The organism is Lelliottia sp. GFLA7 (assembly GCF_056490165.1).
The window spans coordinates 81324-104198 of record NZ_JBWLAQ010000001.1 but is presented as its reverse complement, the minus strand read 5'-3'; the positions used below and the strand labels follow the sequence as shown (position 1 = coordinate 104198).

Genomic DNA, 22875 nt, shown 5'->3' with positions numbered 1-22875 from the left:
CACATTACCAAATGGTCACTCGTTGTCAATCGTGGCTCATTGAGCTAAGCTGAAAAAATGACTAAACAGACAAATGATCTTCTTACGCGGGGCCCCTCTGACCACAGTGTCCGTGACCAGGTTGTGGAGGCGGCTACCGCTCATTTCGGGCATTTTGGCTACGAAAAAACAACCGTGTCAGATTTGGCAAAAGCGATAGGCTTTTCCAAAGCGTATATTTATAAATTTTTCGATTCCAAGCAGGCGATTGGCGAAGTGATTTGTGCGAACAGATTGTCACAAATAGCTGAAATCGTTAACAACGCGCTCGCGGATGTGCCGACGGCCTCTGAAAAGCTGCGGCGTTTGTTGAGAACGTTGACTGAAGCCGGAACGGATCTGTTTTTTCACGATCGCATGCTGTATGACATTGCCGCCGTTGCTTCCCGGGATAACTGGCCCTCTGCCGTGGCGCATCAGGCGCGCCTTCGTCAACTGATACAGGAGATCATCCAGGAGGGGCGTCAGGCCGGGGAGTTTGAGCGAAAAACGCCGCTTGATGAGGCTGCCGAGGCTATTTATCTGGTCATGCGCCCCTACATTTGCCCGTTACAGCTGCAATACAATCTTGATTCCGCACCTGCCGCCGCCGTCCTGCTGTCGTCACTGATACTGAGAAGTTTATCACCGTAGTTGTGACTATTGACTTAATTGGTCACTTGAATGAGTATGCGGGTACTGTCCTGTTAAATAATTAAGGTACCCCATGCTCCGGCTCAAACCCGCCACTTTTGCTGTTTGTCTGTTGCCGCTTGCCCTGGTGGCCTGCGGTGACGCTTCCAGCACCGACGATCCCCGTACGCAGCCTCCTCTGGTGAGGTCTGCAACCGTCGTGAGCGCTGTCGATTCCTCCCGCGCCTTCACCGGTGTCGTGGTCGCCCGGATTCAAAGCGACCTCGGTTTCAGGGTGCAAGGCAAAATCATTGAACGTATGGTCGATACCGGCCAGACCGTTAAACGCGGCCAGCCGCTGATGCGTCTGGATCCTGTCGACCTGGGCCTGCAGGCGCAGGCGCAACAGCAGGCAGTAGCGGCTGCACGCGCCCGTGCAAAACAAGCGATTGATGACGAGGCGCGTTACCGCGGGCTGGTCTCAGCAGGGGCGGTGTCGGCATCGGCCTACGATCAGATTAAGGCCGCCGCCAATACGGCCAAAGCTGAACTGAGTGCGGCTCAGGCACAGGCGAATGTGGCGCAAAATGCAACGGGCTACGCCGTGCTGCTGGCCGACGCCGACGGCGTGGTGATGGAGACGCTGGCGGAACCGGGTCAGGTTGTCAGTGCGGGTCAGGCTGTGGTTCGTCTGGCAAGAGCAGGGCAGCGCGAGGCCATCTTGCAGCTACCCGAGACATTACGTCCGGCTCGCGGAAGCGAGGCCGAGGCCACCCTGTACGGTATGGGAAAACGCTCCTCTCCTGCAAAACTGCGTCTGCTTTCCGACGCCGCCGATCCGGTGACGCGCACTTTTGAAGCGAGATATGTCCTTGAAGGAACGCTGGCAAGTGCACCGCTCGGATCGACCGTTACGCTGCACATTGCAGACGATCGCGCCGCCGCCCCAGTGATGCAGGTACCTTTAGCCGCCCTCTATGATCCAGGAAAAGGGCCGGGTGTCTGGCGCATTTCAGGCAAACCCGCCAAAGTGTCATGGCAATCCGTTCAGGTGCTGGGATTAGGTGACGATGCTGCCAGGATTACCGGTAGCCTCAAACCGGGTGAGCAGGTGGTCGCTCTTGGCGCACATCTACTGCATGACGGCGAGGCCGTTCGCATGGCTGCACGGAGCGAATCCAGCACCGCCGGGAGTCAGCCATGAGCGGGGGGCGATTTAATCTTTCCGCGCTGGCCGTTCGTGAGCGCTCAATCACACTGTTTCTTATTATCCTGATCACCGTGGCCGGTATTCTGTCGTTTTTCGAATTAGGGCGGGCAGAAGATCCTCCCTTTACCGTTAAGCAGATGACGATTATCTCTGCCTGGCCTGGCGCCACCGCACAGGAAATGCAGGATCAGGTGGCCGAACCGCTTGAAAAACGCATGCAGGAACTCAAGTGGTATGACCGCAGCGAGACCTACACGCGCCCCGGACTGGCGTTTAGCATGCTGTCACTGAAGGACAGCACCCCGCCTTCGCAGGTGCAGGAAGAATTTTACCAGGCGCGCAAGAAGCTCGGTGATGAAACCAAAAACCTTCCTGCTGGCGTGATCGGACCGATGGTCAATGATGAGTTCTCCGACGTGACTTTTGCGCTCTTTGCGCTGAAGGCGAAAGGGGAGCCGCAGCGGTTGCTGGTTCGCGATGCGGAATCATTACGCCAGCGAATTTTGCATGTGCCGGGGGTCAAAAAGGTCAATATCATCGGTGAACAGACGGAACGTATTTTCGTCTCGTTCTCGCATGACCGTCTGGCCACGCTTGGCATTTCGCCTCAGGATATTTTCTCCGCCCTTAACAGCCAGAACGTACTCACACCCGCCGGGTCGATTGACACTCATGGCCCGCAGGTCTTTATCCGCCTCGATGGTGCCTTTGACAAACTGGAGAAAATCCGTGAAACGCCCATCGTCGTACAGGGCAGAACGCTACAGCTTTCTGACGTGGCGACCGTTGAACGGGGCTACGAAGATCCGGCGACCTTCCTGATTCGTAATCAGGGTGAACCGGCGCTGCTGCTGGGCATCGTTATGCGCGACGGCTGGAACGGTCTGGATTTGGGCAAGGCTCTGGATGCGGAAACGGCCAAAATCAATGAAAGCATGCCGCTAGGTATGACGTTTGCGAAGGTCACCGATCAGTCCGTCAACATCAGCTCCTCCGTTGATGAATTCATGATCAAGTTCTTTGTCGCGCTGCTGGTGGTGATGGTGGTGTGCTTCGTCAGTATGGGATGGCGAGTGGGTGTCGTGGTTGCGGCCGCCGTGCCGCTAACGCTGGCGATTGTCTTCGTGGTCATGGAGGCCTCCGGTAAAAACTTTGACCGCATAACCCTGGGCTCGTTGATCCTGGCGCTGGGGTTGCTGGTGGATGACGCCATCATCGCTATCGAAATGATGGTGGTGAAGATGGAAGAGGGCTATGACCGCATCAAAGCCTCGGCCTATGCCTGGAGTCACACGGCGGCTCCGATGCTGGCCGGTACGCTGGTCACCGCCGTCGGTTTTATGCCGAACGGTTTTGCCCAATCCACCGCAGGTGAATACACCAGCAACATGTTCTGGATAGTGGGTATCGCCCTGATTGCTTCCTGGGTCGTGGCGGTGGTGTTCACGCCTTATCTCGGCGTGAAAATGCTGCCCAATATCAAAAAGGTCGAGGGTGGACACGCGGCTATCTACAACACCCGTCATTACAACCGCTTTCGCCAGGTGCTCACGCGCGTTATCGCCCGTAAGTGGCTAGTAGCGGGCACGGTGATTGCGGTCTTTACGGTCGCGATACTCGGGATGGGGCTGGTGAAAAAACAATTTTTCCCGACTTCCGATCGCCCTGAGGTGCTTGTCGAAGTGCAAATGCCTTATGGAACGTCCATCGAGCAAACCAGTGCGGCAACCGCGAAGGTTGAAGCCTGGCTGAGAAAGCAGAAAGAGACAAAAATCGTGACGTCTTATATCGGGCAAGGCTCGCCTCGTTTCTTTCTGGCGATGGCCCCGGAACTGCCCGACCCGTCGTTTGCGAAAATCGTTGTGCTGACCGACAACCCGGAAGCACGTGAGGCGCTGAAGTTCCGTCTTCGTGAAGCCGTTGCAGACGATCTGGCTCCCGAGGCGCGAGTGCGCGTGACTCAGCTGGTGTTTGGTCCGTATTCACCTTACCCAGTGGCTTACCGTGTCATGGGGCCGGATGCAGCTCAACTGCGCAACATTGCAGACAAGGTTGAAAAAGTGATGCTGTCCAGCCCAATGATGCGGACCGTCAATACGGACTGGGGGCCGCGGGTACCGGCGCTGCATTTCACGCTCAATCAGGATCGTCTTCAGGCGGTGGGGCTGACATCGAATGCAGTCGCGCAGCAACTTCAGTTCCTGCTGTCTGGTGTTCCGATAACTTCGGTGCGTGAAGATATCCGCTCGGTGCAGGTCATGGGACGTGCGGCGGGGAATATTCGACTCGATCCCGAAAAGATCGCCGGGTTTACCCTGGTAGGATCTACCGGCCAGCGTATTCCGCTGTCTCAGATAGGGGAGGTTGAGGTGCGAATGGAAGACCCTGTTCTGCGTCGTCGCGATCGCACTCCGACGATTACTGTGCGGGGAGACATTGCTGAAAATCTGCAGCCGCCGGATGTCTCGACAGCCATCATGAAGGCATTAAAACCAGTTATCGATACGCTTCCAGCCGGATACCGTATCGAGCAGGCGGGGTCGATTGAAGAATCCGGGAAAGCCACCCAGGCCATGGCCCCGCTGTTCCCTATCATGATTGCCATGACGCTGTTGATTATTATCCTGCAGGTGCGGTCGATGTCGGCGATGGTGATGGTCTTCCTCACCGCGCCACTGGGGCTGATTGGGGTGGTGCCCACGCTGCTGCTCTTCAACCAGCCGTTTGGTATCAATGCGCTGGTGGGACTGATCGCGCTGTCGGGGATTATGATGCGTAACACCCTGATTTTGATTGGGCAGATCCATCACAACGAGCAAGAAGGGATGGACCCGTTCCACGCGGTCGTGGAGGCGACGGTTCAGCGCGCACGGCCTGTGCTGCTCACCGCGATGGCCGCTATTCTGGCGTTTATCCCACTGACGCACTCGGTGTTCTGGGGCACGCTGGCTTATACCCTGATTGGCGGTACGTTTGGCGGCACCATCATTACGCTGGTGTTCCTGCCCGCGATGTACGCGATATGGTTCAAAATTCGACCCAATCAACCGACGCCTGAAGAGGTAAAACCCATGGCATAGCAGTAACCGCAAAGAGGGCGTGATGACGACACCGGGAATTCACGCCCTCTCAATATCGACATGGTTAGGTTATTTCAGACATGATTATTTAGTTGGGCAGGATGTTTGCCGGGGGATCAGGTGGAATACCGGTCACCTTGCATAGCGGAGTCTGTGGAATGACAATCCTTAACGCGTAGGCGATATTTCATCTGATAGTTGAACCCGCTGAGCGTCTGACCTGAATTAATTTTTAACAGCCTTATTTTCTGGGGCACTCTCAATTTCATATTTAAGGCCGCCTTTATTCATAAGTTTGCTTGGTTTAATCGCAATGGCTTCTTTATACGTCGTCATTTCGGCTGACTTTTGAATGTACTCTTTAAAATGGGGAGTCAGACGATGGGCTTGATAAGCCGCTTCGCTGGCGTATATTTCATAGAAATACCAGCGGTGAGGGTTCGCTTTATCTATAACGGCGTACATGGCCAGAACCCCTTCTTCCAGCTTAATAGACTGTGCCATTTCGGGTAAAACAACATGGCGAAAAGCCGCCGAAAACTCTGATTTGACATCAACGATGACAAAATTGTTTATCGTGAGATCGCTTTGCACAATATTTTTATCAGCCAAAAATTGCGGCACCACATCTAATTTACGCTTTTGACTTGTCTCCAGAATATCCTCTGAATGACGCAAAAATTCTTTATAGCTCGTTGAATTCAGGTGCTGGTTGTAAGCCTCATTATCAGCATAAATTTCAAACACGTAAGCAACTGACGGGTTCGTTTTCTTGTTGGCTGAATACATCGCCAGGGTTCCCGGTTCACCGGTTACTGACGCGGTAATATTCTTTTCAGCCAGGCTGTCGTATGCGCTATTTTTATCTGGCTTGATGACGAGTTCAAAAATATTGAACACGGGCGGTACAGATACTTTCTGCGCCTGCGCAATAGCAGAACAGCTCAGCGCCAAAAAAAGTGATAAAGAAACTCCGGCTTGCATAAATAACCTCTCTTTCGGCTGCATTAAATTTTGTGCCACTCCTCCTGATAAGGCGCGTTAACCGCGCCATCATCACAATCGATTTGCTATTTGATTCGCAAGGGTGAGAGCTGTGGTGCTTTTTCAGGCAGCGGCGGTACGATGCCATCCACGACATGAGGGACGTACGGTGCCTCCAGCGCTGCAATTTCCTCTGTCGATAAAGTCAGATTAAGTGCTTCCACTGCGGTTGAAAGGTGTTCTGCTTTTGTGGCACCGATGATAGGTGCGGTAATCACAGATTTAGACAGCAGCCATGCCAGCGCAACATGCGCGCGAGGAACGCCTCGCCCGGCGGCAATCTGCGCCACAACCTCAACCACTTTCTGGTCCTGCTGCGCGGCATTTTGATACATTTTCAGCGCAAAGGCATCGTTCTGCGTTCGCGGGGTGGTTTCATTCCAGTCGCGTGTCAGCCTGCCGCGCGCCATCGGACTCCAGGGAATAACACCCACGCCCTGATCCTCACACAGCGGCAGCATTTCCCGCTCTTCTTCGCGATACAATAAATTATATTGCGGTTGCAGCGAGACAAAGCGCGTCCAGCCATGACGCTCGGCGACATGCTGCATTTTGGCAAAACGCCAGGCTTCCATTGAGGAGGCACCGATATAGCGAACTTTCCCGCATTTCACCAAATCATGAAGTGCTTCCATAGTCTCTTCAACAGGTGTGCCGTGATCAAAACGGTGAATCTGATACAGATCCACATACTCCATACCCAGTCGGGTCAGGCTGTCATCGATGGACTGAAACAGCGATTTACGCGACAGAAAACCGGTGTTTGGCGCGTTACGCCAAGGGAAAAACGCCTTGGTAGCGACAACGATTTCGTCTCGATACGCCATGTTGCGTAGCGCCCGACCGACAATTTCTTCTGAGCTTCCACCTGAATAAATATTAGCCGTATCAAAAAAATTGATTCCGGCCTCAAGCGCCTGCCGAATCAACGGCCGTGTTGCATTTTCATCAAGCGACCACGGCTGAGGAAGGCGTTCTGGCTCACCGTAACTCATGCATCCCAGACACAGTCGTGAAACTTTGAGACCGCTTCGCCCCAGATTGACATACTGCATAATTATCTCCTTACCACGTTTTTGAATGGAAATTGCCGCGGCTTTTATTGCCAGCTTCCCACCATTTTCGGGGTAAATTCTCGAATCTCATATTCAGCGAGATTTGGGTAATAGGCGTCTTCCCGCAGAATTGTTTCCAGTTCTTCTCGGCTTACGGTCTGAGCAATAATGACCCCGGCTCTTTCGCGATCCGAATAGGGGCCGATGAGAACAAACTTACCGGCGTCAAAATACTGCTGAAACCAGCTGACATGGCGCATGAAAAGCGCTTCATGCTGATCGGGAGAAATGTCTTCATTGACCGCTATATTGATGAGATACATTTTTTGTCCTCTCTTTCAGACAGCCATTTTTAAAGCAGGCGCAGTTTCTTTAATCGTGGTAATCAATCGCACGGCGTGATCTTTCGCCATCGCTGTCTGTTCCCGAATTTTGGCCTCATCTCGTCCTGCGTAGCTCATCCCAAAGGTATAAATTGGGTCCTGTAAATCCAGATTGCACAACGAGGCTGTGGTTTCAAACTGTGTCATGTAGTGCTGAATGTCGTGACCGAACAAACCTCCCGTGGAATACAAAGCCTCTGGTGCTCCGGCGGTAAAGGAAATAATCAGTTTTTTGCCACCCAGTTTTGCGGTTGAGCCATGGGCAAAACCGTGAACAAATACCTGGTCAATCCATAACTTCATTAACCCCGGCACTGAATACCAGGAAAAAGGAAACTGCCAGACAATCACATCGGCTTTGAGCAAGGCTTCCTGCTCCTGTGCCACGTTGATTTGGTAGTCGGGATAAAGAGCATCAAGAAAGCGAATCTCGGCGTCGGGCAGCGCTTTTGCTACTTCACTCAGAATAGTGGTATTGCCAATGGACTCATTAAGATTCGGATGACCTGAAATAATCAGTACATTTTGCATTTTGGGTTCCTGAACAGTGGCTTGTTTAACGGGGAATGAGTATAAACAACCCTAATACTGTTTTTTAGAGCAGTAATAGCTCATACACTCTTAGCCAATAGCTAATAATTTACTTAATTTCCTTTTCCGGATGGTGCTATGAACAATGCCATTTACAACCAAATCCGTATTTTCCAGAGCATCGCCCATGAAGGGAGCATTACTGCAGCGGCAAGAAAACTTGAGATAACACCACCTTCCGTGAGCAAAGCGCTAAAACTGCTTGAGCAACATATTGGCCACCCGCTTTTTGTGCGCACCACCCGGCGCATTGAGCTGACCGATGCCGGAGAGCAGCTGTTGCAGCAGACGTCGCGGGCTGTTCAGTCACTGGAAAATGCGGTGGAAAGCATTAAAGATCTGAATCAGGAACCCTCCGGGCTGGTCAGAATTACGCTGTCACGCTTTGCTTACCTGCTTATTCTGAAGCCTTGTATGGCGGAGTTTTGCCAGAGCTATCCGGGAATACAGCTTGAGATATCCGTTTATGACGGAACGGTGAACATGATTGATGAACGTTTTGATTTGGGTATTCGCTTTGGCGATATCCTCGAAGAGAGCGTTGTGGCCCGCCAGTTGATGAAACCGTTTCGTGAGGGTTTGTATGCTTCTGCGGCCTATCTCGCAGAACACGGTACGCCAAAACTGCCGACGGACTTGCATCAGCATCAACTTATTGGTTATCGCTTTATCACCAATAACCGCATACTCCCGCTGATGCTGGAAGATAAAGGTGAGCAATTAACCGTTGAGATGGCAGGGCAGATAATCAGCAATGATATTGATGTCATGGCTGATGGAATACGCAGCGGTCTTGGCATTGGCAGATTGTTTGAGCCGGTGTATGAATTGCAGCCCGATAAAGCGCAGTTTATCCCGGTCATGATGTCTTACTGGAAGACCTATCCACCGGTTTATCTCTACTACTTAAAAAGCACAGGCAAGGCAAAGCGAGTCAAAGCCCTGATTGATTTTTTAATCATGAAAACCGCAAAGTAGTTACCGACATCACCTGTTAAACGCCTGCATCAGTTAGTTTGAAACGCTAAATTGGCCATAACCGTGCCATCAGACTGAATAGAGCGAGGAGAGGATGTTGAAGAGTTTGGCCTGCTCCCCGTATTTTTACTCACTATTATGTTGATGACGTCCGTTTGTGACACGGAGCGAACCGGGCGTGTCGTTCAGATGGTTCGCTTGGTTGGAGGAAAGGACGATATTGTTGTTTCGGGCTGTTTAAGTAATTTTATCAGTTTTTGCTTGCCTCATTCCTCTCCAGATGAGGTATTACAACCAGTTTGGTCAACTCAAAATATGGTGGTAGTGCTCCCTGCCTTTATCGCGTTAGTCTGCTTATATCTAAAAGAAACTATTACACTGGGGAAAACGATGATTTCAAAAGACAATGCTGAGCATTATATCTGGGGTAATAATTGCGACGGTTGGTATCTGGTTAACCGGCCGGACATGCTAATTATTCATGAAAAAATGCCTCCAGATACACACGAAAAGCGCCATTTTCACTCCATTGCCAGACAGTTTTTTTACGTTCTTGAGGGAAACCTATCGATGGAATTGGAAGGTGTCAGACATGATATCAAGGCCCGGCAGGGGCTTGAAATCCCACCGGGGGCAAAACATCAAGCCAGTAACGACAGCCAATTACCCGTAGAATTTATTGTCATTTCTCATCCGACAACGCGGGGCGATCGTTCTGATCTCGCTACTGGCACATAGCAGACAGCTATGTGCTGATGGTCCGCTATGAGCGAAAAGCGGAAGTACAAAATTATTCAGGCTCCAGAGTACGCATTACAAACATAACAATGCGTTACTCAACGGGGACAGGCCAAGGACAAAAATGGGAACTAGCAAAATCTGCCAACAAAAACATCCACTTTGGAAAGCATGACAGCGTTGACGAACACCTTAAAATACTGGAGGAACAAATTAACTACTGGGAGTTCGGGCAGGAATGTCAAAGCGATAGCTTAAAACGTATACGTATTTTTTTCATTATTTTCTCTCCATCATTTTTCAAGATTGTCCTGTCACATTACATGATATACCTGATTCGAAGGTGATAATGGATAAAATTATTCGTCGATTCAAAAAAACCTACCTATTTTGAGGAGGGACACATTTTTAATAAAAACTAAATAGTTTATTAAAGTATCTGCTTTTATGTACTAAAGTATTTATGCTTTTAGCCGATACTTGCTAAAAGTGGCGCACGATGAGCATTCTACGGATGGGATAAATGTATATTAAACATGTAGTATCGGCGGCATTCAGACAAAGATAATAACAAGGTGATACTGTCAGAATGAAACTAAGAATTCTGTATTTAGCAATTAACCGCCCCGGGGTGTATCTTGTATCGGTGATGTTAACTATTGTCCTGTGTTACGGACTAGGCTCAGGCATATATTACTATTATCTTCATGAAAAAATTGAAAATTATGCTGATTCAATCCTTTCAAGAAGTGACAGTTTGATTAAGCAGGTTCAGCTGATTGATGGTTTACGTGATGAATTCTCAGTCTATCCCCCCTGCAGTGAACAGTATCTCCATCAACTAAGAAAACGTCTCTGGCCATATCCCCTCATCAAAGATATTGCCTATGTCAGCGATCAGCACGTTGTCTGCTCTGCGCTCTGGGGGACGCTTAGCACTCCTCTTTCCTTGAATTTATACAGAAATAAAGTGCACCGCGGAAGTTATGTCTGGGTTTTTGATGCGCAGATTGAAGAAAATATTATCGCAGATGTACTTTATACAAAAAACTTTGCCATTACCGTTTCCCCTTTTGCTTTTCAGCGCTTCTGGAAAGAAGCAGAACAAATGAATTTTAGCGCTATTGTAGGTGATTTTAATCATAAAAATCATTTTTTTAACATCGGGAATAAGACAGATTTATTGGAGGCGATTGAACATCGCAAAACATATCTATTTAATTACATGACCACTCGCTCTTGTAGCATGCTTGAAGATATTTGCGTTATTACTGGCACAGAGTTCCCCATTCTCTTCAATAACAACCCTTACATCTTAGCCTTTCTTATTTCCATATCGATTATTATAGGTTTTTTAAATTCTGCACTCTATATAAGTATCACAGGGAAAAATCAGTCTTTACTTTCTCGATTTGAAAGTGCCATCCTCAACAAGGATTTCAATTTCGTTTATCAGCCTATTTATAATGTTGAAACACATCGTGTTACAGGGGTAGAAGCTCTGATACGCTGGAATGATAGTCACATGGGAAGTATAGGGCCAGATATTTTTATTCCGCTCGCCGAAAAAAATGGGTTGATCAATAAAATAAGTCTTTATGTTGTAGAACATGCTCTCGCTGAGTTTGCACCTATATTGCATCGCTACAATATTATTCTGAGCATCAATGTTAACTGTTCGGATATCTGTGATGACACCTTTCGGGCCAAACTTTTCACCACCCTTGAGCGGGAAAAGATCCCGGGCAACCTAATTATGCTTGAGATTACTGAAAGACAAAATGCCAGTATCGAGGAGATAAAAAAGGCAATACTCTCTTACAAAGACTCTGGTATCCGGTTCGCCCTAGACGATTTCGGAACCGGCTACTCAAATCTTAACTGGCTTTCATTACTTGATGTTGAAGAAATTAAAATCGATAAATCCTTGATTGATTGTATTGGTACTGAATCTTCAGTTAACCCTGTCCTGTCAGGCCTAATCGGAATGTTAAATAAAATGCCGAAACTAGTTGTTTTTGAAGGAGTTGAAACGGAAACACAGTATCGTTTTCTTTTGGACAATATCCCTGACTGCTATGCGCAAGGCTGGTATTTTTCAAAACCCTTGAAATCTGAAGAGATTAGCTCTCTGATCATGTCGTAAAAAAGGAGTGATTATCATGGTGAAGTGGTCGATACAATCTCTCTCTACAATCAGAATATTTTAGAACCATTAGACGTCTACTCCTTGAACAGGATGGGCAACTGAGTTGAACACCTTCCGCAATGAGCGAAAAGCGGTCGCTTAACTTGTGACATGGAAGCATCTCGATTATTCGTGCCTATTCGCAAAGAATTTGATAACTTGAGTTACCCCACCACCTTAGAGTGCGATCCTTCTAATAAAGGAATAAATAATGAAAGCAAGGTTGCTTTTAAGTCTATTACTTTTGGCAATATCATTTAATGTCGCTGCATTTACTCAATTCAAACCGGCGGTCTTAAATGCTGCTCTTTTGTTCGAGCATGATGCAACTACCGGGAACGTAAAACATAGCATCCAGTGGATCCGAGATGTTAACGGTAAACTTCAGGCGATGACAGAAGTTAGATACGATCGTAACGGGTGCTTTACTAATATTAATATGGTTGATAAGGCAAATGACCATGAGTTCCATTTGGTAAACAAAGATGGCGTACTGACCTCTTTTAAAGGTCAGCGTATTACCGGAAAAATCAATGAACGCTGCGAAATCACTGAGCTTGAGAATGAAAAAGGCAATTATGTACTCAGCTATAATGTGCGCGGATTACTTGAAATAATCGCGGACAAAAACACGGGCGAAGTTGTAAAGCGATATGAATATCACAATAGCCAATTCCCTGTACGTATAAGAAATTATAAAGATCAGAAGGACACGCGTATCTTTTATCCATCCGGAAGTGCGCAATTTGCTGACTCAGAGATAGTATCAAAAACAGGGGACTTAACTGTCCGAGTGAAGCAAAGCTGTGCTTACACCGCTGATGGCAATGCAGATAAATGCTCGCTGATAGCCTCCACTAAAGACGACTATCGTGGCTCAATCTTGATATGGATTTCTAATCACGAAACGGAATATTTCTGAATCTATTAAAAATTGCAAAGCCAACACAACCTCTCCCGAGAGATTGGCCTGCTTCCTAATTTTTAACGCCATTGAAATATTATCAATGTCCGCTCCTGGCACGGAGCGGACCAACTAACTGAGCTGAAGGTCCGCGGTGAGCGAAAAGCTGACATTGTATTTATGAATGACTTTTACATTGCCAAATAAATTATTATTTACCGCTTTTTTTCTGGTTAATCACGAATACCATCATAATCATTAAGTATTTGCATCAACAGTGTTCTTGGTATGTCTTTTGTGGATATTCTGAAACTGGTACTCAGGCGCGAGGCAATCATAGCGGAAGTAATTTTATTATCATCGTAGGCGAGGGTCATATGCTTTCCGATATTCTGTCGGGTCATGTCCGATAACCTTTTGCCACATTCATCGGAAAATCTAAAGATTAAATTCTCTGCACCTGTCTCATCCTTCTCTACATAATTAATTGACTTTACACATCCAGAGTCAAAAGAAGTTTTCTCATTACCGACCGAAAAAACCAAACTCCCTTTTGCTGCAGTCGATGTCAATGGCACAAGCACCGCGAGTAACAACATCCCAAACTTGATTTGCATCTTCTTCTCCTTTTGTTTGTTGACCGGCTCCTCATAAATTAACATATCTCAACGCTATCAACGTCTGCTTTTGGCACACAACGGACGAGTTACCTGATCTAAAGGTCCGCTGAGAGCGAGGAACGGAAGTTCGAGATTGTCCCGAATCGAGCCGCCGCCGTTAATCAGTTGGCCCCGCACCAATTCGCGGGGCATTATTGGTTGCCTCGCTGGGCGGGTTTTTCCCTTCTTTTGCCGGAAACGTCATATCTATCCACTTCTGCAAGCCTGTGCGGACAGCAGATGTGCCATCACCGCTAGCCCAGCCATATACAGCAAACATTAATGACACCGAGAATGCTGTCGCAAAAAGTTTTGGGACGCCCGAAAACATGAATTTCAGGAACGCCTTACAATATTTCTGGATATGTTCAACAGCGCCCACCGGCTTTGTGACCTGTTTGCTATATTTCTCTGCCCCCGCCAGCAGCTGCTTCAACGCCGTTTTTTCAGCCGCCTTTTTGTCCTTTTCCAGAGCTTTGATCTGTTTTTGGTAGTCCGCCTCTTGCTGTGCAAATATTGTATTCAAACGTGATTCCAATTCGCCATTTACGCGGGCTATATACCCATCCAGCGTATCCTTAGCGCTCTTTCGGAAAACCTCTAACTGTCTCGGCGACTGGAGGCATTGATCGTGATATGCCATCAGCTCCGTTTCTATTTCTGGTTCTGTTTTTTCAGCAGCGCGGGCATTCCGGGCAATTTCGTCCTTGAACCCTTTATAGATTGCATATGAAATCAGTTGTTCGATGTTATTGGGGTCTTTTACCAGTTCGGTAAAAACCCACTTTTTAGATTGCTGAGCCATAGTTCACCAAAAACAAAAAAAAGCCCCTCGTTAGGGGCTATTGTCGATAAACCGGAGTTACGCTTTTTTGGTTTTGCGTACCTGATTAAATGAATCCTGCATATATTGACGCCCGCTGCTCTGTGATAATACAGAGCCAGCCAACGCGCGAGCGCGTTCAACTAAGCCTGATGCCGCTGCATTTAACGAAGCCGCATCTTTCGTGCGGCGATAAGCTCGCGCATTCACTTTGCGTAACAGCGCGCCACCATCAGGACTGTGTACCGATGGCATTTTGGAGTTAGTCGTAACGATTTTCTGCGCAGCGACATTCGCCACGGCTTTTTCAGAAATTTTGCGGATTTCTTCCGGGCTGAGGGCTGGCATACGGCGTAATGTAGTCATTTCGCACCTCCTATTTCTTTTCGTCAGTCTAACACGGACATAAAAAAATGCATCTTTTGATACGGACATTTGATGTTCAAATTGTTGTCCTATCCCTTATCGACACTAACTTGAGATGCTTTAATCGAAAGTGTCCCACCAGATTTAATGCCCATGCCGCCGCCAGACTCAAGGCCGCCGAAACGCCGCAATTGCCGTTTCGGGTCTGCGGCTGAGGTCGAATTGCGAATGTTAACCTGCTCCCCTTTTAGCAACACAGACTGTTATTAACTACTTCCGCTTCTGGCACTGAGCGGACAGTCCAAACGGCTGCCCGGTACGCTATGAGCGAGGAACATAAGTAACAAATGTGATGGTTCTCAAAAACCATATCTGCATATCTGCTGAATTTAACCAAAAACATGCATAGTTTCCAACTGCTCGGTTTTCATTTCATTGCAAGACGATAAAAAATCATCCTTAAAACTTGGCGGGGGAGATCTTAGTTGCTGCACTGCCTCTTTATTTACTTCTAATTCCCGTAATTGTGCAATTGTACTTCTATGAATCGATGAGAGAAAAAAATCGCCTGCGTTTGTTTTATGACTCTCCAGATAATTAGTTAGTATTTTAGACGATGCTTGAATTGCTTTTTCCTCAGAAAAACCCAAAGCAAAGCGAGAGTAGATGACATTATATTGGTACAGGCATGCTGCTTCAGCCATTTGTTTAGCTTGCTCCTTTGGGGAGGGCTGACTTGCCCACGACTGGGAACTGATGATAAATATAAGCAGTAACAATCGTATTTTCATGTGTAGAATCCATATCCATTGGGAATACAATATGTAAACCTAACTAGCGTGGCTTTGCAACATCCGCTTTTGGCACAAGACAGTCCTTGTAAGCACTAGGTAACCATCAGGCCGCACTAGCGGCCTTTAAGATGATATTATTTTAACTTAGGCTTTATTTTTATATAAAGATCATATAGTTTTCTTACATTGCTTTCATCGATCGCCAGCCTCGAATAATCAACAAACAGACCATCAAGAGCATCATTATTAACTAAAAATATCTTGTTCTTATCTTTAAAGATATATTCTATTGTATATTCCTTATGAAACAGCATAACATCATCTTTAATGTGAAATATTTCTTTGTCAGTATCGTTTTTAGGATTCCAGGATAAAAAACCATTAAATATTCCAATCCAGCTATCTATATTCTCTTTAGTTACATATCCAAAGTGGCCAGCAACACTTCCTCCGTTGTAGAAAACAATAAGCGCATACTCACCGTCATCATCCATCCTTAACACCCCTTGTGTTCCATATACATACCGAGGTTCGTTTAACATTTTTATGTTAACCCCGGTCTCGTACTGGGTCCATGGGTAATAAAATGAAGGCTTCCCCGGTGAAGAGCACCCTGAAATAATTGCAAAAGAGAACAAGAAAATAAAAAACCTCATGACGCTTCACCCCTCTACTCAAAAGTAACTAGCTGTTTTATATTATAACATTCCAGTATCTGTGATAAACCAACCATCTTAAAACATCTTTACTAGGCAGGATTTTAAGGCTGGTGTAAGCATCCCGGCAAAACGAACCATTCACTTTTAGAGATCTTTCGACATACTGATTATGTCCCCTGAGGAGATCGCCATGCGTAAAGCCCGATTCTCTGAGCATCAGATCATCGCCGTTCTGAAGTCTGTTTAAACCGGACGTACCATCAAGGATGTCTGCCGTGAAGCCGGTATCTCTGAAGCCTCGTACTACAACTGGAAAGCAAAATATGGCGTTATGGAAGCGTCTGATATCAAAAGGATGAAAACCGACGCCTCAAACAGATGTTTGCTGATCTCAGCCTTGAGTGCCGGGCACTGAAAGACGTCATCGATAAAAAGCTTTAAAACCAGCAATAAAGCGTGAACTCGTCAGCTATCTGACGGTGCAATTTGCCATGAGTTTACGCCAGGCCTGCAGGACGTTATCGCTGAGCGGGACGGTATATTTTTAGCCTGATACCTGGCGTGATAAACCGGTGATCCATGCGCTGACTAAGCTGGCAGAACGCTATCCGCGCTACGGTTTTAAGAAGCTGTTCCAACTGCTGCGCAGGCAGGGTAATACCTGGAACAATAAACGCGTTCACCGGATTTACTGCCTGCTGAAACTGAATTTTCGTCACAAGGGAAAGCAGCGGCTGCCAGTGCGTAATCCAGCACCACTGGCGACACCGCAAGCGTTAAACCAGAGCTGGTCCATCGATTTTATGCACGATGCGCTGGTCTGCGGCAGACGCTTCCGGACCTTCAATGTGGTGGATGATTTTAACCGTGAAGCGCTGGCGATAGAAATCGACCTGAATATCCCGGCTCAGCGAGTCGTCCGTGTGCTGGACAGGATCGTGGTAAATCGCGGCTACCCGCTGGAGATGCGGATGGACAACGGGCCGGAACTGGTCTCGCTGGCGCTGGCACAATGGGCTGAAGAACATGACGTGCAGCTCGAATTTATCAAGCCGGGTAAGCCTACACAAAATGCGTTTATCGAACGGTTCAACCGGACATACCGGACAGAAATCCTGGATTTTTACCTATTCAGAACACTGAATGAAGCACGGGAAATTACAGAGCGCTGGCTGATGGAATACAACAGTGAGCGGCCGCATGAATCCCTGAATAACCTGACGCCGGAAGAGTACCGACTAATGGCTGAAAAACCGGAAATCTCAAAAAGTGCGTGGAACTAAAGCTGGGATGCTTACATTGGGTTTATAAAAACCTCGCATACGCAGTCGGTCGCAAACTTCACGTTATGTATCAAAATTATAACAATCAACTCTACGACAAATAGAGCATGGGCGATAGGCGGCTTTGAGCGAAATATAGTCATTCGCCCCCTGAGAATTACACTTTGAAGTGATTCAGGGTATGCGCTTACTGGTTACGAATATTGAGCGAGAATCATGTGATGATCGCCGCTTTTCTTTCGAGCCAGTAGGTGCTCCACGTCCGCTAACGAATACTCAGGGCATGCAGATAAACTGCTGGCTATATTTCTTTCGAAGAGCGTGGAATGCATACCAATCCCCGATAAAAAGGAGTTGGTGATGACTGTGACTAATCAATTTGCTGCGCACGTTGGTCTGGACTGGGCTGATAAAAAACACGATGTCTGTGTTCAGTTTAAAAACGGTGAACGCGCATTCGATGTGATTGAACATACAGCAGAAGCGCTTGATGCCTGGCTTACTGAGTTACACCAGAAAGTAAAAGGTAGAATCGCAATAGCTCTCGAACTGAAGAAGGGCCCCGTGGTATATGCTCTTCAAAAATATCCCTTTATCACCGTTTTCCCCGTCCACGCTTTGTCCCTGGCTCGTTACCGGCAAGCCTTCTCGCCCAGCGGCGCTAAAGATGATCCGCAGGATGCCGAGCTGGCATTAGAGTTAATGCTGCGTTACCCCCAGAAGATAAAAGCTATTGAACCCGACAATGCGGATATTCGCTTACTTCAGCAACTGGTTGAGCAACGTCGTCAGTTGGTTGAAGATAAACGACGGTTTGTGAACCGGATAATCAACACGCTTAAACAGTATTATCCACAGCCACTGGAGTGGTTCTCACATCGAGGTAGCTTACTGTTGTGTGAGCTGATTATCCGGTGGCCCAGTCTGCAACAACTGAAACGAGCCAGACGCGACACGATCCGCAACTTTCTGAATGCCAAAGGTGGTCGCGCTATGGCCCTTACCGAGCAACGTGTTGCGAGTATTGATAATGCGATCCCATTGACTACAGACCCGAGTGTTATAGAGGCTAATGCTTTGATGGCAACAGCACTGGCGACACAAATTAAAGTCGTGAGTGAAATCATCAAAACCTATGACGAACGAATCGAAACGCTGTTTGACACATTGCCAGATGCGGGGCTGTTTAAATCGCTTCCGGGCATGGGGCCGTGTATGGGCCCACGGATGCTTGCTGCACTTGGTGATAACCGTGACCGGTTTAACAGCGCTGAAGAAATTCAAAACTACGCAGGTATAGCACCGGTGACCGAACGAAGCGGCCAGAAATCCTGGGTTCACTGGCGATGGCAATGTGCCAAGTTCGTCAGGCAGACCTTTGTTGAATGGGCTGCCAAGACGGTTAATTCATCATACTGGGCCAAACTGTATTATCAGGGCCTCAGAGAGAAGGGCAAATCTCATCAGTCTGCGATCCGGGCGCTGACGTTCAAATGGATAAGGATCATTTACCGCTGCTGGAAGGCCAGAACCTGTTATGACGAAGCGAAATATTTGCTGGCTCTCGAAGCGCGACACTCGCCCTTACTGAAGCCATAAAAAGCTTGTCGAATGTCTCAGGGCGTGAAGCGGACGTAACGTCATCGTTCGGCATTAAGGCTGGCGAGCGTATTCATTTTAGCAAGCAACCAGCTTTCAAAACTTTCGAGTGCGGCCTCATTGATTCCCGTTTCCGTCGGTTTTACTAAACAGAATTTTTTACTCAGGCAGTCTGAGGCGGGCCATGGCGAAACAAGCATACCGCAACTTAATTCGTTCTCGACATACATACGCGGAACCAATGCTACGCCGTGTCCCGCGATGACGGCAGCGATGGCCATTTCATGAAGATCGTACCGCACACCCTGAGCCGGATTATCGAGGTGTATTCCACTTTCCCGGGCATAGTGATGCCATGCATCAGGATTCTGTCGACGGTGAATGCGCGGAAGTTCGTTTAACTGTCTATTGACATCAATATTAGTTAACAGTGCGGGATTGCAAACAGGAAGCAGATTTTCCTGAAACAGAAACTGCATACGCATGCCTGCCCATGCGGAATGTTCAAAATGAATGACCGCGTCAAAGCCACTGCCTGGCAATATGAACGGATCCGTTCTCGCCGCAATATTTAACGTTATGTCCGGGAACAAAGTGTTAAACCCGCTCAGGCGGGGAATGAGCCAACGGCAGGAGAAGGTCGGCAGGACGGCAATATCCAGACTTTTACTGCCCTCAGGCATTCCCATTATGTACTGCGTATCTCTTTCGAGCCGATCGAGCGTTTCACGCACGTGATGTGCATAGCGCGCGCCGACAGGGTTAAGCTTTACCCGGCTTCCCATACGGTCAAACAATTTACAGTTCAGCAACGTTTCAAGACGCGCAATCTGACGGCTAATTGCCCCTTCCGTTAAGGATAACTCCTCTGCGGCACGGGCAAAATTGCCGTGCCTTGCGGCGGCATCAAAAGCCTGCAGGGACGCACTACTGGGTATTTTTCTGCGCATAAAACCTGTTCCTTGCTCAATGCCTGCAATGTACTCTCATTGATTTAATATCACTAACCAGTGACATATTATCGTTTTTAAGTGGCGCATACAGTCTGTAGCATGACATAAAATCATTGAGCAAATCTGTTTGCTTGCGTTTATGACTCATATAGAGATGGGCTTATGTTCTATACCGTGGAATGCTCGTATAACGATCCTGAAAGCGAGGCAGAATGGAATGCCTTTTACAGCCAGCAAAAACTGCCCGCATTGATATCTGTTGCTGGCTTCACGACTTCTCAACGCTTTCGCGCCTTAACATCCGGCTGTCCTGTTTACCTGGCCATTCATACGATTAATGATGCGGAGATTCTCAGCAGTGAGGATTATCGTTTAAAAGGGGGCGGTAATTTCTCTCATTGGCAGGTCTACATTACGGACTGGCATCGTAACCTCTATGAAGGCCAGGGCCTTGCTACACCCATCTCTTTCGATAACATTCTGCTATTGAGCGCAAAGCCAATAGACTTTTTAGAGACAGAACAGGGATATCAGGGTCTGGAAATGCATGCAGTGGGGCTGGATAAATCCCCTGGCTATCGCGTTGCATATGTCTTGCCTGTTGAGATGGTCCCGCTGTTTACAGAGGTGTCTGGAGTGTATATCTACGAACCTCTGACACCTCAGTTGCAGAGCCCTGATAAAGGGAAGCCATAACATCATGCCTAATCTGACTTTTTATATTTCTGAAAATCACTCTGACAAGTTTAAAAATCTTGGTGATTTTACCTATAAATGCAGCGCCCTCTGCTGTGACATCCTTGATGCAGAGCCCAAAAACGTTCATATCGTTTTTGTCGATGTTAAGCCGGGATGCGGGCACCCGGTCTATGCCGAGCTCTTTTATCGTCTGACAACATTGCGAACCCATGAAGTCATGGAAAACTTTATGGGTGAACTGGAATTTGTCACTCACCAGGCCTCTGGTCTGACGACCCGTATTCGCTGTTTTGGCTCCCCAGCAGAACACCTGTTCGCCCGCAACTAACCTCGAGGAAATGATGAGCCATCCCTTTCCGTTCTGCCAGATTGGCGATTTTCAAATAACTGCGCTGAGTGACGGCAATATGACGGCGAGTCTGGATTTGCTGTCAGGCATTGAAAAAGCTGATGCGGACGTTATTCAATGCCGTGCCGGAGTCAGTGAGCCCGGCGATATCCATATAAACTGTTATCTTATCCGCGGTCTGGGTCGGATCATTTTGGTTGACGCTGGCACAGGCCCGTTGAACAACATGGCAGGACAACTCAACGCAAACCTTGCTGCTGCGGGTGTAAGCCCTGACGACGTCGATACTGTTTTATTGACGCACTGCCATCCGGATCATATTGGAGGCCTGCTGGATTCTGAGAAACAGCCGGTTTTCAAACATGCTGAAATTTTTCTTCATCCTCTCGAAGCGAGACACTGGCAGGATGATAAAAAACTCAGCATCGCAAATGAGCGCGGACAACGTAATTTTTGGCTGGTCCGCCAAACCTTAGACGCTTATGCCCGTAAGGTGCGTTTTTTTAACGGCGACAAAATAGCAGAAGGTATTATGCCGGTATGGCTGCCGGGTCATACGCCTGGGCATACCGGTTTTCGCATCGATGCGGATGATAACTGCTTCTTAATATGGGGAGACATTGTCCATTATCCTCATATTCAGTCAGCGCAACCGGCTGTTTCTATTTCATTCGACACCGATCCCGCTCAGGCTGAGGAAACAAGAAAGAAAATAATGGAAAAAGCTGTCAGAGAAAAACTGATCATTGCTGGCATGCACTTAAGTCAGGTTGGGTTTGCCAGCATTCTCAGGGAAGGCAGTGGATACCGCATTTCCTACTCTGAAAAATGATGGGTAGGACTGACTGGCTTGTTATTGATTAGCACCGCTCAAGGCCATCAATGTCCGTTTCTGGCACTGAGCGGACATTGCCATAAACAGGATGTCTGTTTTGAGCAGATGCTGCTGTCCTGAAGCGTAGTAGCAATGAATATTGCTACCTGCAAGAGAGGACTTTGGCATCAGGTATGAACATGTTTCGCACACAGGAGAAGGGCACAATGGCCTGAAAATAAAGAATCGTCATCGTGGGGGCTGGAATGACTGGCGTATCCATCGCATGGCATCTTGCCCACCTTGAATTTGACGTCACCCTTATTGAACAGGATACCGGCCATCTCGCTTTATAGCGTTACATGGCTGAGACGAGGTTTCTGATCTTTTCCGCCTTTTCAAAATGGTCCAGTTTCATTTCCATAATCCACCAGTGCGCAACTTCCATAAGCAGTTCAGGATCGTCATTTTTATTAGCAAAAAAAGCATAAAATGAGAGCCCAACATTGCCGCCCTTTGAGGCAATTTTAGCATCACATACTCTGATGATTTTTTCCTTCATTCCTTCCCGCACACTATCTCCTTTTTGCATATTCTGAGTATGAAACAATGGAATCAACCAGTTGAGGATCCCAACAGACAGCGAAAAAAGCCGCAAGCAGATGTCTGCTTACGGCGACAGGATCGGTGATGATTTTTCTGACAATTAAGCTGCTTTCACAGCCCTTATTTTTTTAGCATCAGCCGCATCGGATTCAGTTTTATCGGTAGCCGTTGGAGCATTGAGATCGGGAAGCTTGCTGGTACGCAGAATATGCTGCACGGTCTCTTTTTGCTCGGCGAGATACAGGCCAAGATTTTCAGCCTGCGTTTCTTCCATCTGTATTCCGCTTTGCAACAGCCAGTCGGTGAACGCATCTGCCATATCGAGCAGCTTGTCGTAAGCGTCAGCCTCTTTCTTACTGGCAAATGTCATTTTCTCTTCACCTTTTCTTACGACAACAAATTTTGTTTCAACAGCCATTATGTATACCTCGCACTGTAATTATATACAG

24 protein-coding genes and 1 pseudogene are annotated in these 22875 nt (G+C 47.7%); 13 read left to right on the top strand and 12 right to left on the bottom strand.

What is annotated here, in order from left to right:
- Window positions 1-57 precede the first annotated feature (57 nt).
- From AC07RN_RS00515 to AC07RN_RS00505, 3 genes are all read left to right on the top strand, one after another.
- Entirely contained in the window at window positions 58-672 is a 615-nt protein-coding gene (locus AC07RN_RS00515) for a TetR/AcrR family transcriptional regulator (RefSeq protein WP_235135481.1), read from the top strand.
- A 73-nt stretch (window positions 673-745) separates the two neighbouring features.
- A complete protein-coding gene (locus AC07RN_RS00510) occupies window positions 746-1855 on the top strand; it encodes an efflux RND transporter periplasmic adaptor subunit (RefSeq protein ID WP_478335301.1) in 1110 nt (369 codons plus the stop codon).
- On the top strand, window positions 1852-4941 hold the full coding sequence (locus AC07RN_RS00505) for an efflux RND transporter permease subunit (RefSeq protein ID WP_478335300.1): 3090 nt from the start codon (window positions 1852-1854) through the stop codon (window positions 4939-4941). Before AC07RN_RS00510 ends, AC07RN_RS00505 begins: the two co-directional genes overlap by 4 nt.
- Before the next feature lie 225 nt (window positions 4942-5166).
- Here the strand turns inward: AC07RN_RS00505 and AC07RN_RS00500 are convergent, their stop codons facing one another.
- The 4 genes from AC07RN_RS00500 to AC07RN_RS00485 all read right to left on the bottom strand — a co-directional run bounded on the left by AC07RN_RS00500 (window position 5167) and on the right by AC07RN_RS00485 (window position 7954).
- Window positions 5167-5925 (bottom strand): putative quinol monooxygenase, encoded by a 759-nt coding sequence (locus AC07RN_RS00500; protein ID WP_478335782.1) that lies wholly within the window; start codon window positions 5923-5925, stop codon window positions 5167-5169.
- A gap of 86 nt (window positions 5926-6011) precedes the next feature.
- Window positions 6012-7040, bottom strand: coding sequence for an aldo/keto reductase (locus tag AC07RN_RS00495; RefSeq protein ID WP_478335299.1), 1029 nt, complete (start codon window positions 7038-7040; stop codon window positions 6012-6014).
- A gap of 44 nt (window positions 7041-7084) precedes the next feature.
- Window positions 7085-7363 (bottom strand): YciI family protein, encoded by a 279-nt coding sequence (locus tag AC07RN_RS00490; protein ID WP_478335298.1) that lies wholly within the window; start codon window positions 7361-7363, stop codon window positions 7085-7087.
- A gap of 15 nt (window positions 7364-7378) precedes the next feature.
- Entirely contained in the window at window positions 7379-7954 is a 576-nt protein-coding gene (locus tag AC07RN_RS00485; RefSeq protein ID WP_478335297.1) for an NAD(P)H-dependent oxidoreductase, read from the bottom strand.
- 138 nt (window positions 7955-8092) lie between these two features.
- On the opposite strand from AC07RN_RS00485, the gene AC07RN_RS00480 reads away from it, so the two are divergent.
- The 4 genes from AC07RN_RS00480 (at window position 8093) to AC07RN_RS00465 (ending at window position 12840) form a co-directional block, all read left to right on the top strand.
- Window positions 8093-8992, top strand: a complete 900-nt coding sequence (locus tag AC07RN_RS00480; protein ID WP_012017271.1) for a LysR family transcriptional regulator — start codon at window positions 8093-8095, stop codon at window positions 8990-8992.
- A gap of 390 nt (window positions 8993-9382) precedes the next feature.
- Entirely contained in the window at window positions 9383-9730 is a 348-nt protein-coding gene (locus tag AC07RN_RS00475) for a cupin domain-containing protein (RefSeq protein WP_478335781.1), read from the top strand.
- Window positions 9731-10319: 589 nt separating this feature from the next.
- Window positions 10320-11876, top strand: a complete 1557-nt coding sequence (locus AC07RN_RS00470; protein ID WP_235135810.1) for an EAL domain-containing protein — start codon at window positions 10320-10322, stop codon at window positions 11874-11876.
- Window positions 11877-12129: 253 nt separating this feature from the next.
- The gene (locus tag AC07RN_RS00465) at window positions 12130-12840 is read left to right on the top strand and encodes a YnfC family lipoprotein (protein WP_235135819.1); all 711 of its coding nucleotides are present in this window, start codon (window positions 12130-12132) and stop codon (window positions 12838-12840) included.
- Window positions 12841-13055: 215 nt separating this feature from the next.
- On the opposite strand, the gene AC07RN_RS00460 is transcribed toward AC07RN_RS00465, so the two are convergent.
- The 5 genes from AC07RN_RS00460 to AC07RN_RS00440 all read right to left on the bottom strand — a co-directional run bounded on the left by AC07RN_RS00460 (window position 13056) and on the right by AC07RN_RS00440 (window position 15958).
- Complete coding sequence (locus AC07RN_RS00460) at window positions 13056-13439, bottom strand: SecDF P1 head subdomain-containing protein (protein WP_478335296.1); 384 nt, start codon at window positions 13437-13439, stop codon at window positions 13056-13058.
- A 160-nt stretch (window positions 13440-13599) separates the two neighbouring features.
- Window positions 13600-14286, bottom strand: coding sequence for a hypothetical protein (locus AC07RN_RS00455; RefSeq protein WP_478335295.1), 687 nt, complete (start codon window positions 14284-14286; stop codon window positions 13600-13602).
- Between the two features lie 57 nt (window positions 14287-14343).
- The gene (locus tag AC07RN_RS00450) at window positions 14344-14670 is read right to left on the bottom strand and encodes a hypothetical protein (protein ID WP_478335294.1); all 327 of its coding nucleotides are present in this window, start codon (window positions 14668-14670) and stop codon (window positions 14344-14346) included.
- A gap of 389 nt (window positions 14671-15059) precedes the next feature.
- Entirely contained in the window at window positions 15060-15461 is a 402-nt protein-coding gene (locus tag AC07RN_RS00445; RefSeq protein ID WP_034496762.1) for a hypothetical protein, read from the bottom strand.
- Window positions 15462-15598: 137 nt separating this feature from the next.
- Window positions 15599-15958 carry a hypothetical protein gene (locus AC07RN_RS00440; RefSeq protein WP_204772708.1) on the bottom strand — a complete coding sequence of 120 codons (360 nt, stop codon included), beginning with the start codon at window positions 15956-15958 and terminating at the stop codon, window positions 15599-15601.
- Window positions 15959-16313: 355 nt separating this feature from the next.
- Here AC07RN_RS00440 and AC07RN_RS00435 point away from each other — a divergent pair.
- Together AC07RN_RS00435 and AC07RN_RS00430 are read left to right on the top strand one after the other, a co-directional pair.
- Window positions 16314-17406, top strand: a pseudogene (locus AC07RN_RS00435) (IS3 family transposase).
- Window positions 17407-17766: 360 nt separating this feature from the next.
- The gene (locus AC07RN_RS00430) at window positions 17767-19005 is read left to right on the top strand and encodes an IS110-like element ISEsa2 family transposase (RefSeq protein ID WP_478335293.1); all 1239 of its coding nucleotides are present in this window, start codon (window positions 17767-17769) and stop codon (window positions 19003-19005) included.
- Window positions 19006-19046: 41 nt separating this feature from the next.
- On the opposite strand, the gene AC07RN_RS00425 is transcribed toward AC07RN_RS00430, so the two are convergent.
- Window positions 19047-19955 (bottom strand): LysR substrate-binding domain-containing protein, encoded by a 909-nt coding sequence (locus AC07RN_RS00425; RefSeq protein WP_478335292.1) that lies wholly within the window; start codon window positions 19953-19955, stop codon window positions 19047-19049.
- 165 nt (window positions 19956-20120) lie between these two features.
- Between AC07RN_RS00425 and AC07RN_RS00420 the strand changes: the two genes are divergently transcribed.
- From AC07RN_RS00420 to AC07RN_RS00405, 4 genes are all read left to right on the top strand, one after another.
- Window positions 20121-20654, top strand: a complete 534-nt coding sequence (locus AC07RN_RS00420) for a sugar ABC transporter (protein WP_449554319.1) — start codon at window positions 20121-20123, stop codon at window positions 20652-20654.
- Window positions 20655-20658: 4 nt separating this feature from the next.
- Window positions 20659-20985, top strand: a complete 327-nt coding sequence (locus AC07RN_RS00415) for a hypothetical protein (protein WP_478335291.1) — start codon at window positions 20659-20661, stop codon at window positions 20983-20985.
- Window positions 20986-20998: 13 nt separating this feature from the next.
- Complete coding sequence (locus AC07RN_RS00410; protein WP_478335780.1) at window positions 20999-21838, top strand: MBL fold metallo-hydrolase; 840 nt, start codon at window positions 20999-21001, stop codon at window positions 21836-21838.
- A gap of 236 nt (window positions 21839-22074) precedes the next feature.
- Window positions 22075-22176, top strand: a complete 102-nt coding sequence (locus AC07RN_RS00405; protein ID WP_478335290.1) for an FAD-dependent oxidoreductase — start codon at window positions 22075-22077, stop codon at window positions 22174-22176.
- A gap of 2 nt (window positions 22177-22178) precedes the next feature.
- Here AC07RN_RS00405 and AC07RN_RS00400 read toward each other — a convergent pair whose 3' ends face one another.
- Window positions 22179-22394, bottom strand: a complete 216-nt coding sequence (locus AC07RN_RS00400; protein WP_041689393.1) for a DUF6500 family protein — start codon at window positions 22392-22394, stop codon at window positions 22179-22181.
- A gap of 132 nt (window positions 22395-22526) precedes the next feature.
- Window positions 22527-22844, bottom strand: coding sequence for a YebG family protein (locus tag AC07RN_RS00395; protein WP_478335289.1), 318 nt, complete (start codon window positions 22842-22844; stop codon window positions 22527-22529).
- Window positions 22845-22875: the final 31 nt, after the last annotated feature.

Excerpts from the sequence above, each read along its gene's own strand:
- AC07RN_RS00515 (WP_235135481.1), top strand. The coding sequence starts at position 58 with ATGACTAAACAGACAAATGATCTTCTTACGCGGGGCCCCTCTGACCAC.
- AC07RN_RS00510 (WP_478335301.1), top strand. The coding sequence starts at position 746 with ATGCTCCGGCTCAAACCCGCCACTTTTGCTGTTTGTCTGTTGCCGCTT.
- AC07RN_RS00505 (WP_478335300.1), top strand. The coding sequence starts at position 1,852 with ATGAGCGGGGGGCGATTTAATCTTTCCGCGCTGGCCGTTCGTGAGCGC.
- AC07RN_RS00500 (WP_478335782.1), bottom strand. The coding sequence starts at position 5,925 with ATGCAAGCCGGAGTTTCTTTATCACTTTTTTTGGCGCTGAGCTGTTCT.
- AC07RN_RS00495 (WP_478335299.1), bottom strand. The coding sequence starts at position 7,040 with ATGCAGTATGTCAATCTGGGGCGAAGCGGTCTCAAAGTTTCACGACTG.
- AC07RN_RS00490 (WP_478335298.1), bottom strand. The coding sequence starts at position 7,363 with ATGTATCTCATCAATATAGCGGTCAATGAAGACATTTCTCCCGATCAG.
- AC07RN_RS00485 (WP_478335297.1), bottom strand. The coding sequence starts at position 7,954 with ATGCAAAATGTACTGATTATTTCAGGTCATCCGAATCTTAATGAGTCC.
- AC07RN_RS00480 (WP_012017271.1), top strand. The coding sequence starts at position 8,093 with ATGAACAATGCCATTTACAACCAAATCCGTATTTTCCAGAGCATCGCC.
- AC07RN_RS00475 (WP_478335781.1), top strand. The coding sequence starts at position 9,383 with ATGATTTCAAAAGACAATGCTGAGCATTATATCTGGGGTAATAATTGC.
- AC07RN_RS00470 (WP_235135810.1), top strand. The coding sequence starts at position 10,320 with ATGAAACTAAGAATTCTGTATTTAGCAATTAACCGCCCCGGGGTGTAT.
- AC07RN_RS00465 (WP_235135819.1), top strand. The coding sequence starts at position 12,130 with ATGAAAGCAAGGTTGCTTTTAAGTCTATTACTTTTGGCAATATCATTT.
- AC07RN_RS00460 (WP_478335296.1), bottom strand. The coding sequence starts at position 13,439 with ATGCAAATCAAGTTTGGGATGTTGTTACTCGCGGTGCTTGTGCCATTG.
- AC07RN_RS00455 (WP_478335295.1), bottom strand. The coding sequence starts at position 14,286 with ATGGCTCAGCAATCTAAAAAGTGGGTTTTTACCGAACTGGTAAAAGAC.
- AC07RN_RS00450 (WP_478335294.1), bottom strand. The coding sequence starts at position 14,670 with ATGACTACATTACGCCGTATGCCAGCCCTCAGCCCGGAAGAAATCCGC.
- AC07RN_RS00445 (WP_034496762.1), bottom strand. The coding sequence starts at position 15,461 with ATGAAAATACGATTGTTACTGCTTATATTTATCATCAGTTCCCAGTCG.
- AC07RN_RS00440 (WP_204772708.1), bottom strand. The coding sequence starts at position 15,958 with ATGGATGATGACGGTGAGTATGCGCTTATTGTTTTCTACAACGGAGGA.
- AC07RN_RS00430 (WP_478335293.1), top strand. The coding sequence starts at position 17,767 with ATGACTGTGACTAATCAATTTGCTGCGCACGTTGGTCTGGACTGGGCT.
- AC07RN_RS00425 (WP_478335292.1), bottom strand. The coding sequence starts at position 19,955 with ATGCGCAGAAAAATACCCAGTAGTGCGTCCCTGCAGGCTTTTGATGCC.
- AC07RN_RS00420 (WP_449554319.1), top strand. The coding sequence starts at position 20,121 with ATGTTCTATACCGTGGAATGCTCGTATAACGATCCTGAAAGCGAGGCA.
- AC07RN_RS00415 (WP_478335291.1), top strand. The coding sequence starts at position 20,659 with ATGCCTAATCTGACTTTTTATATTTCTGAAAATCACTCTGACAAGTTT.
- AC07RN_RS00410 (WP_478335780.1), top strand. The coding sequence starts at position 20,999 with ATGAGCCATCCCTTTCCGTTCTGCCAGATTGGCGATTTTCAAATAACT.
- AC07RN_RS00395 (WP_478335289.1), bottom strand. The coding sequence starts at position 22,844 with ATGGCTGTTGAAACAAAATTTGTTGTCGTAAGAAAAGGTGAAGAGAAA.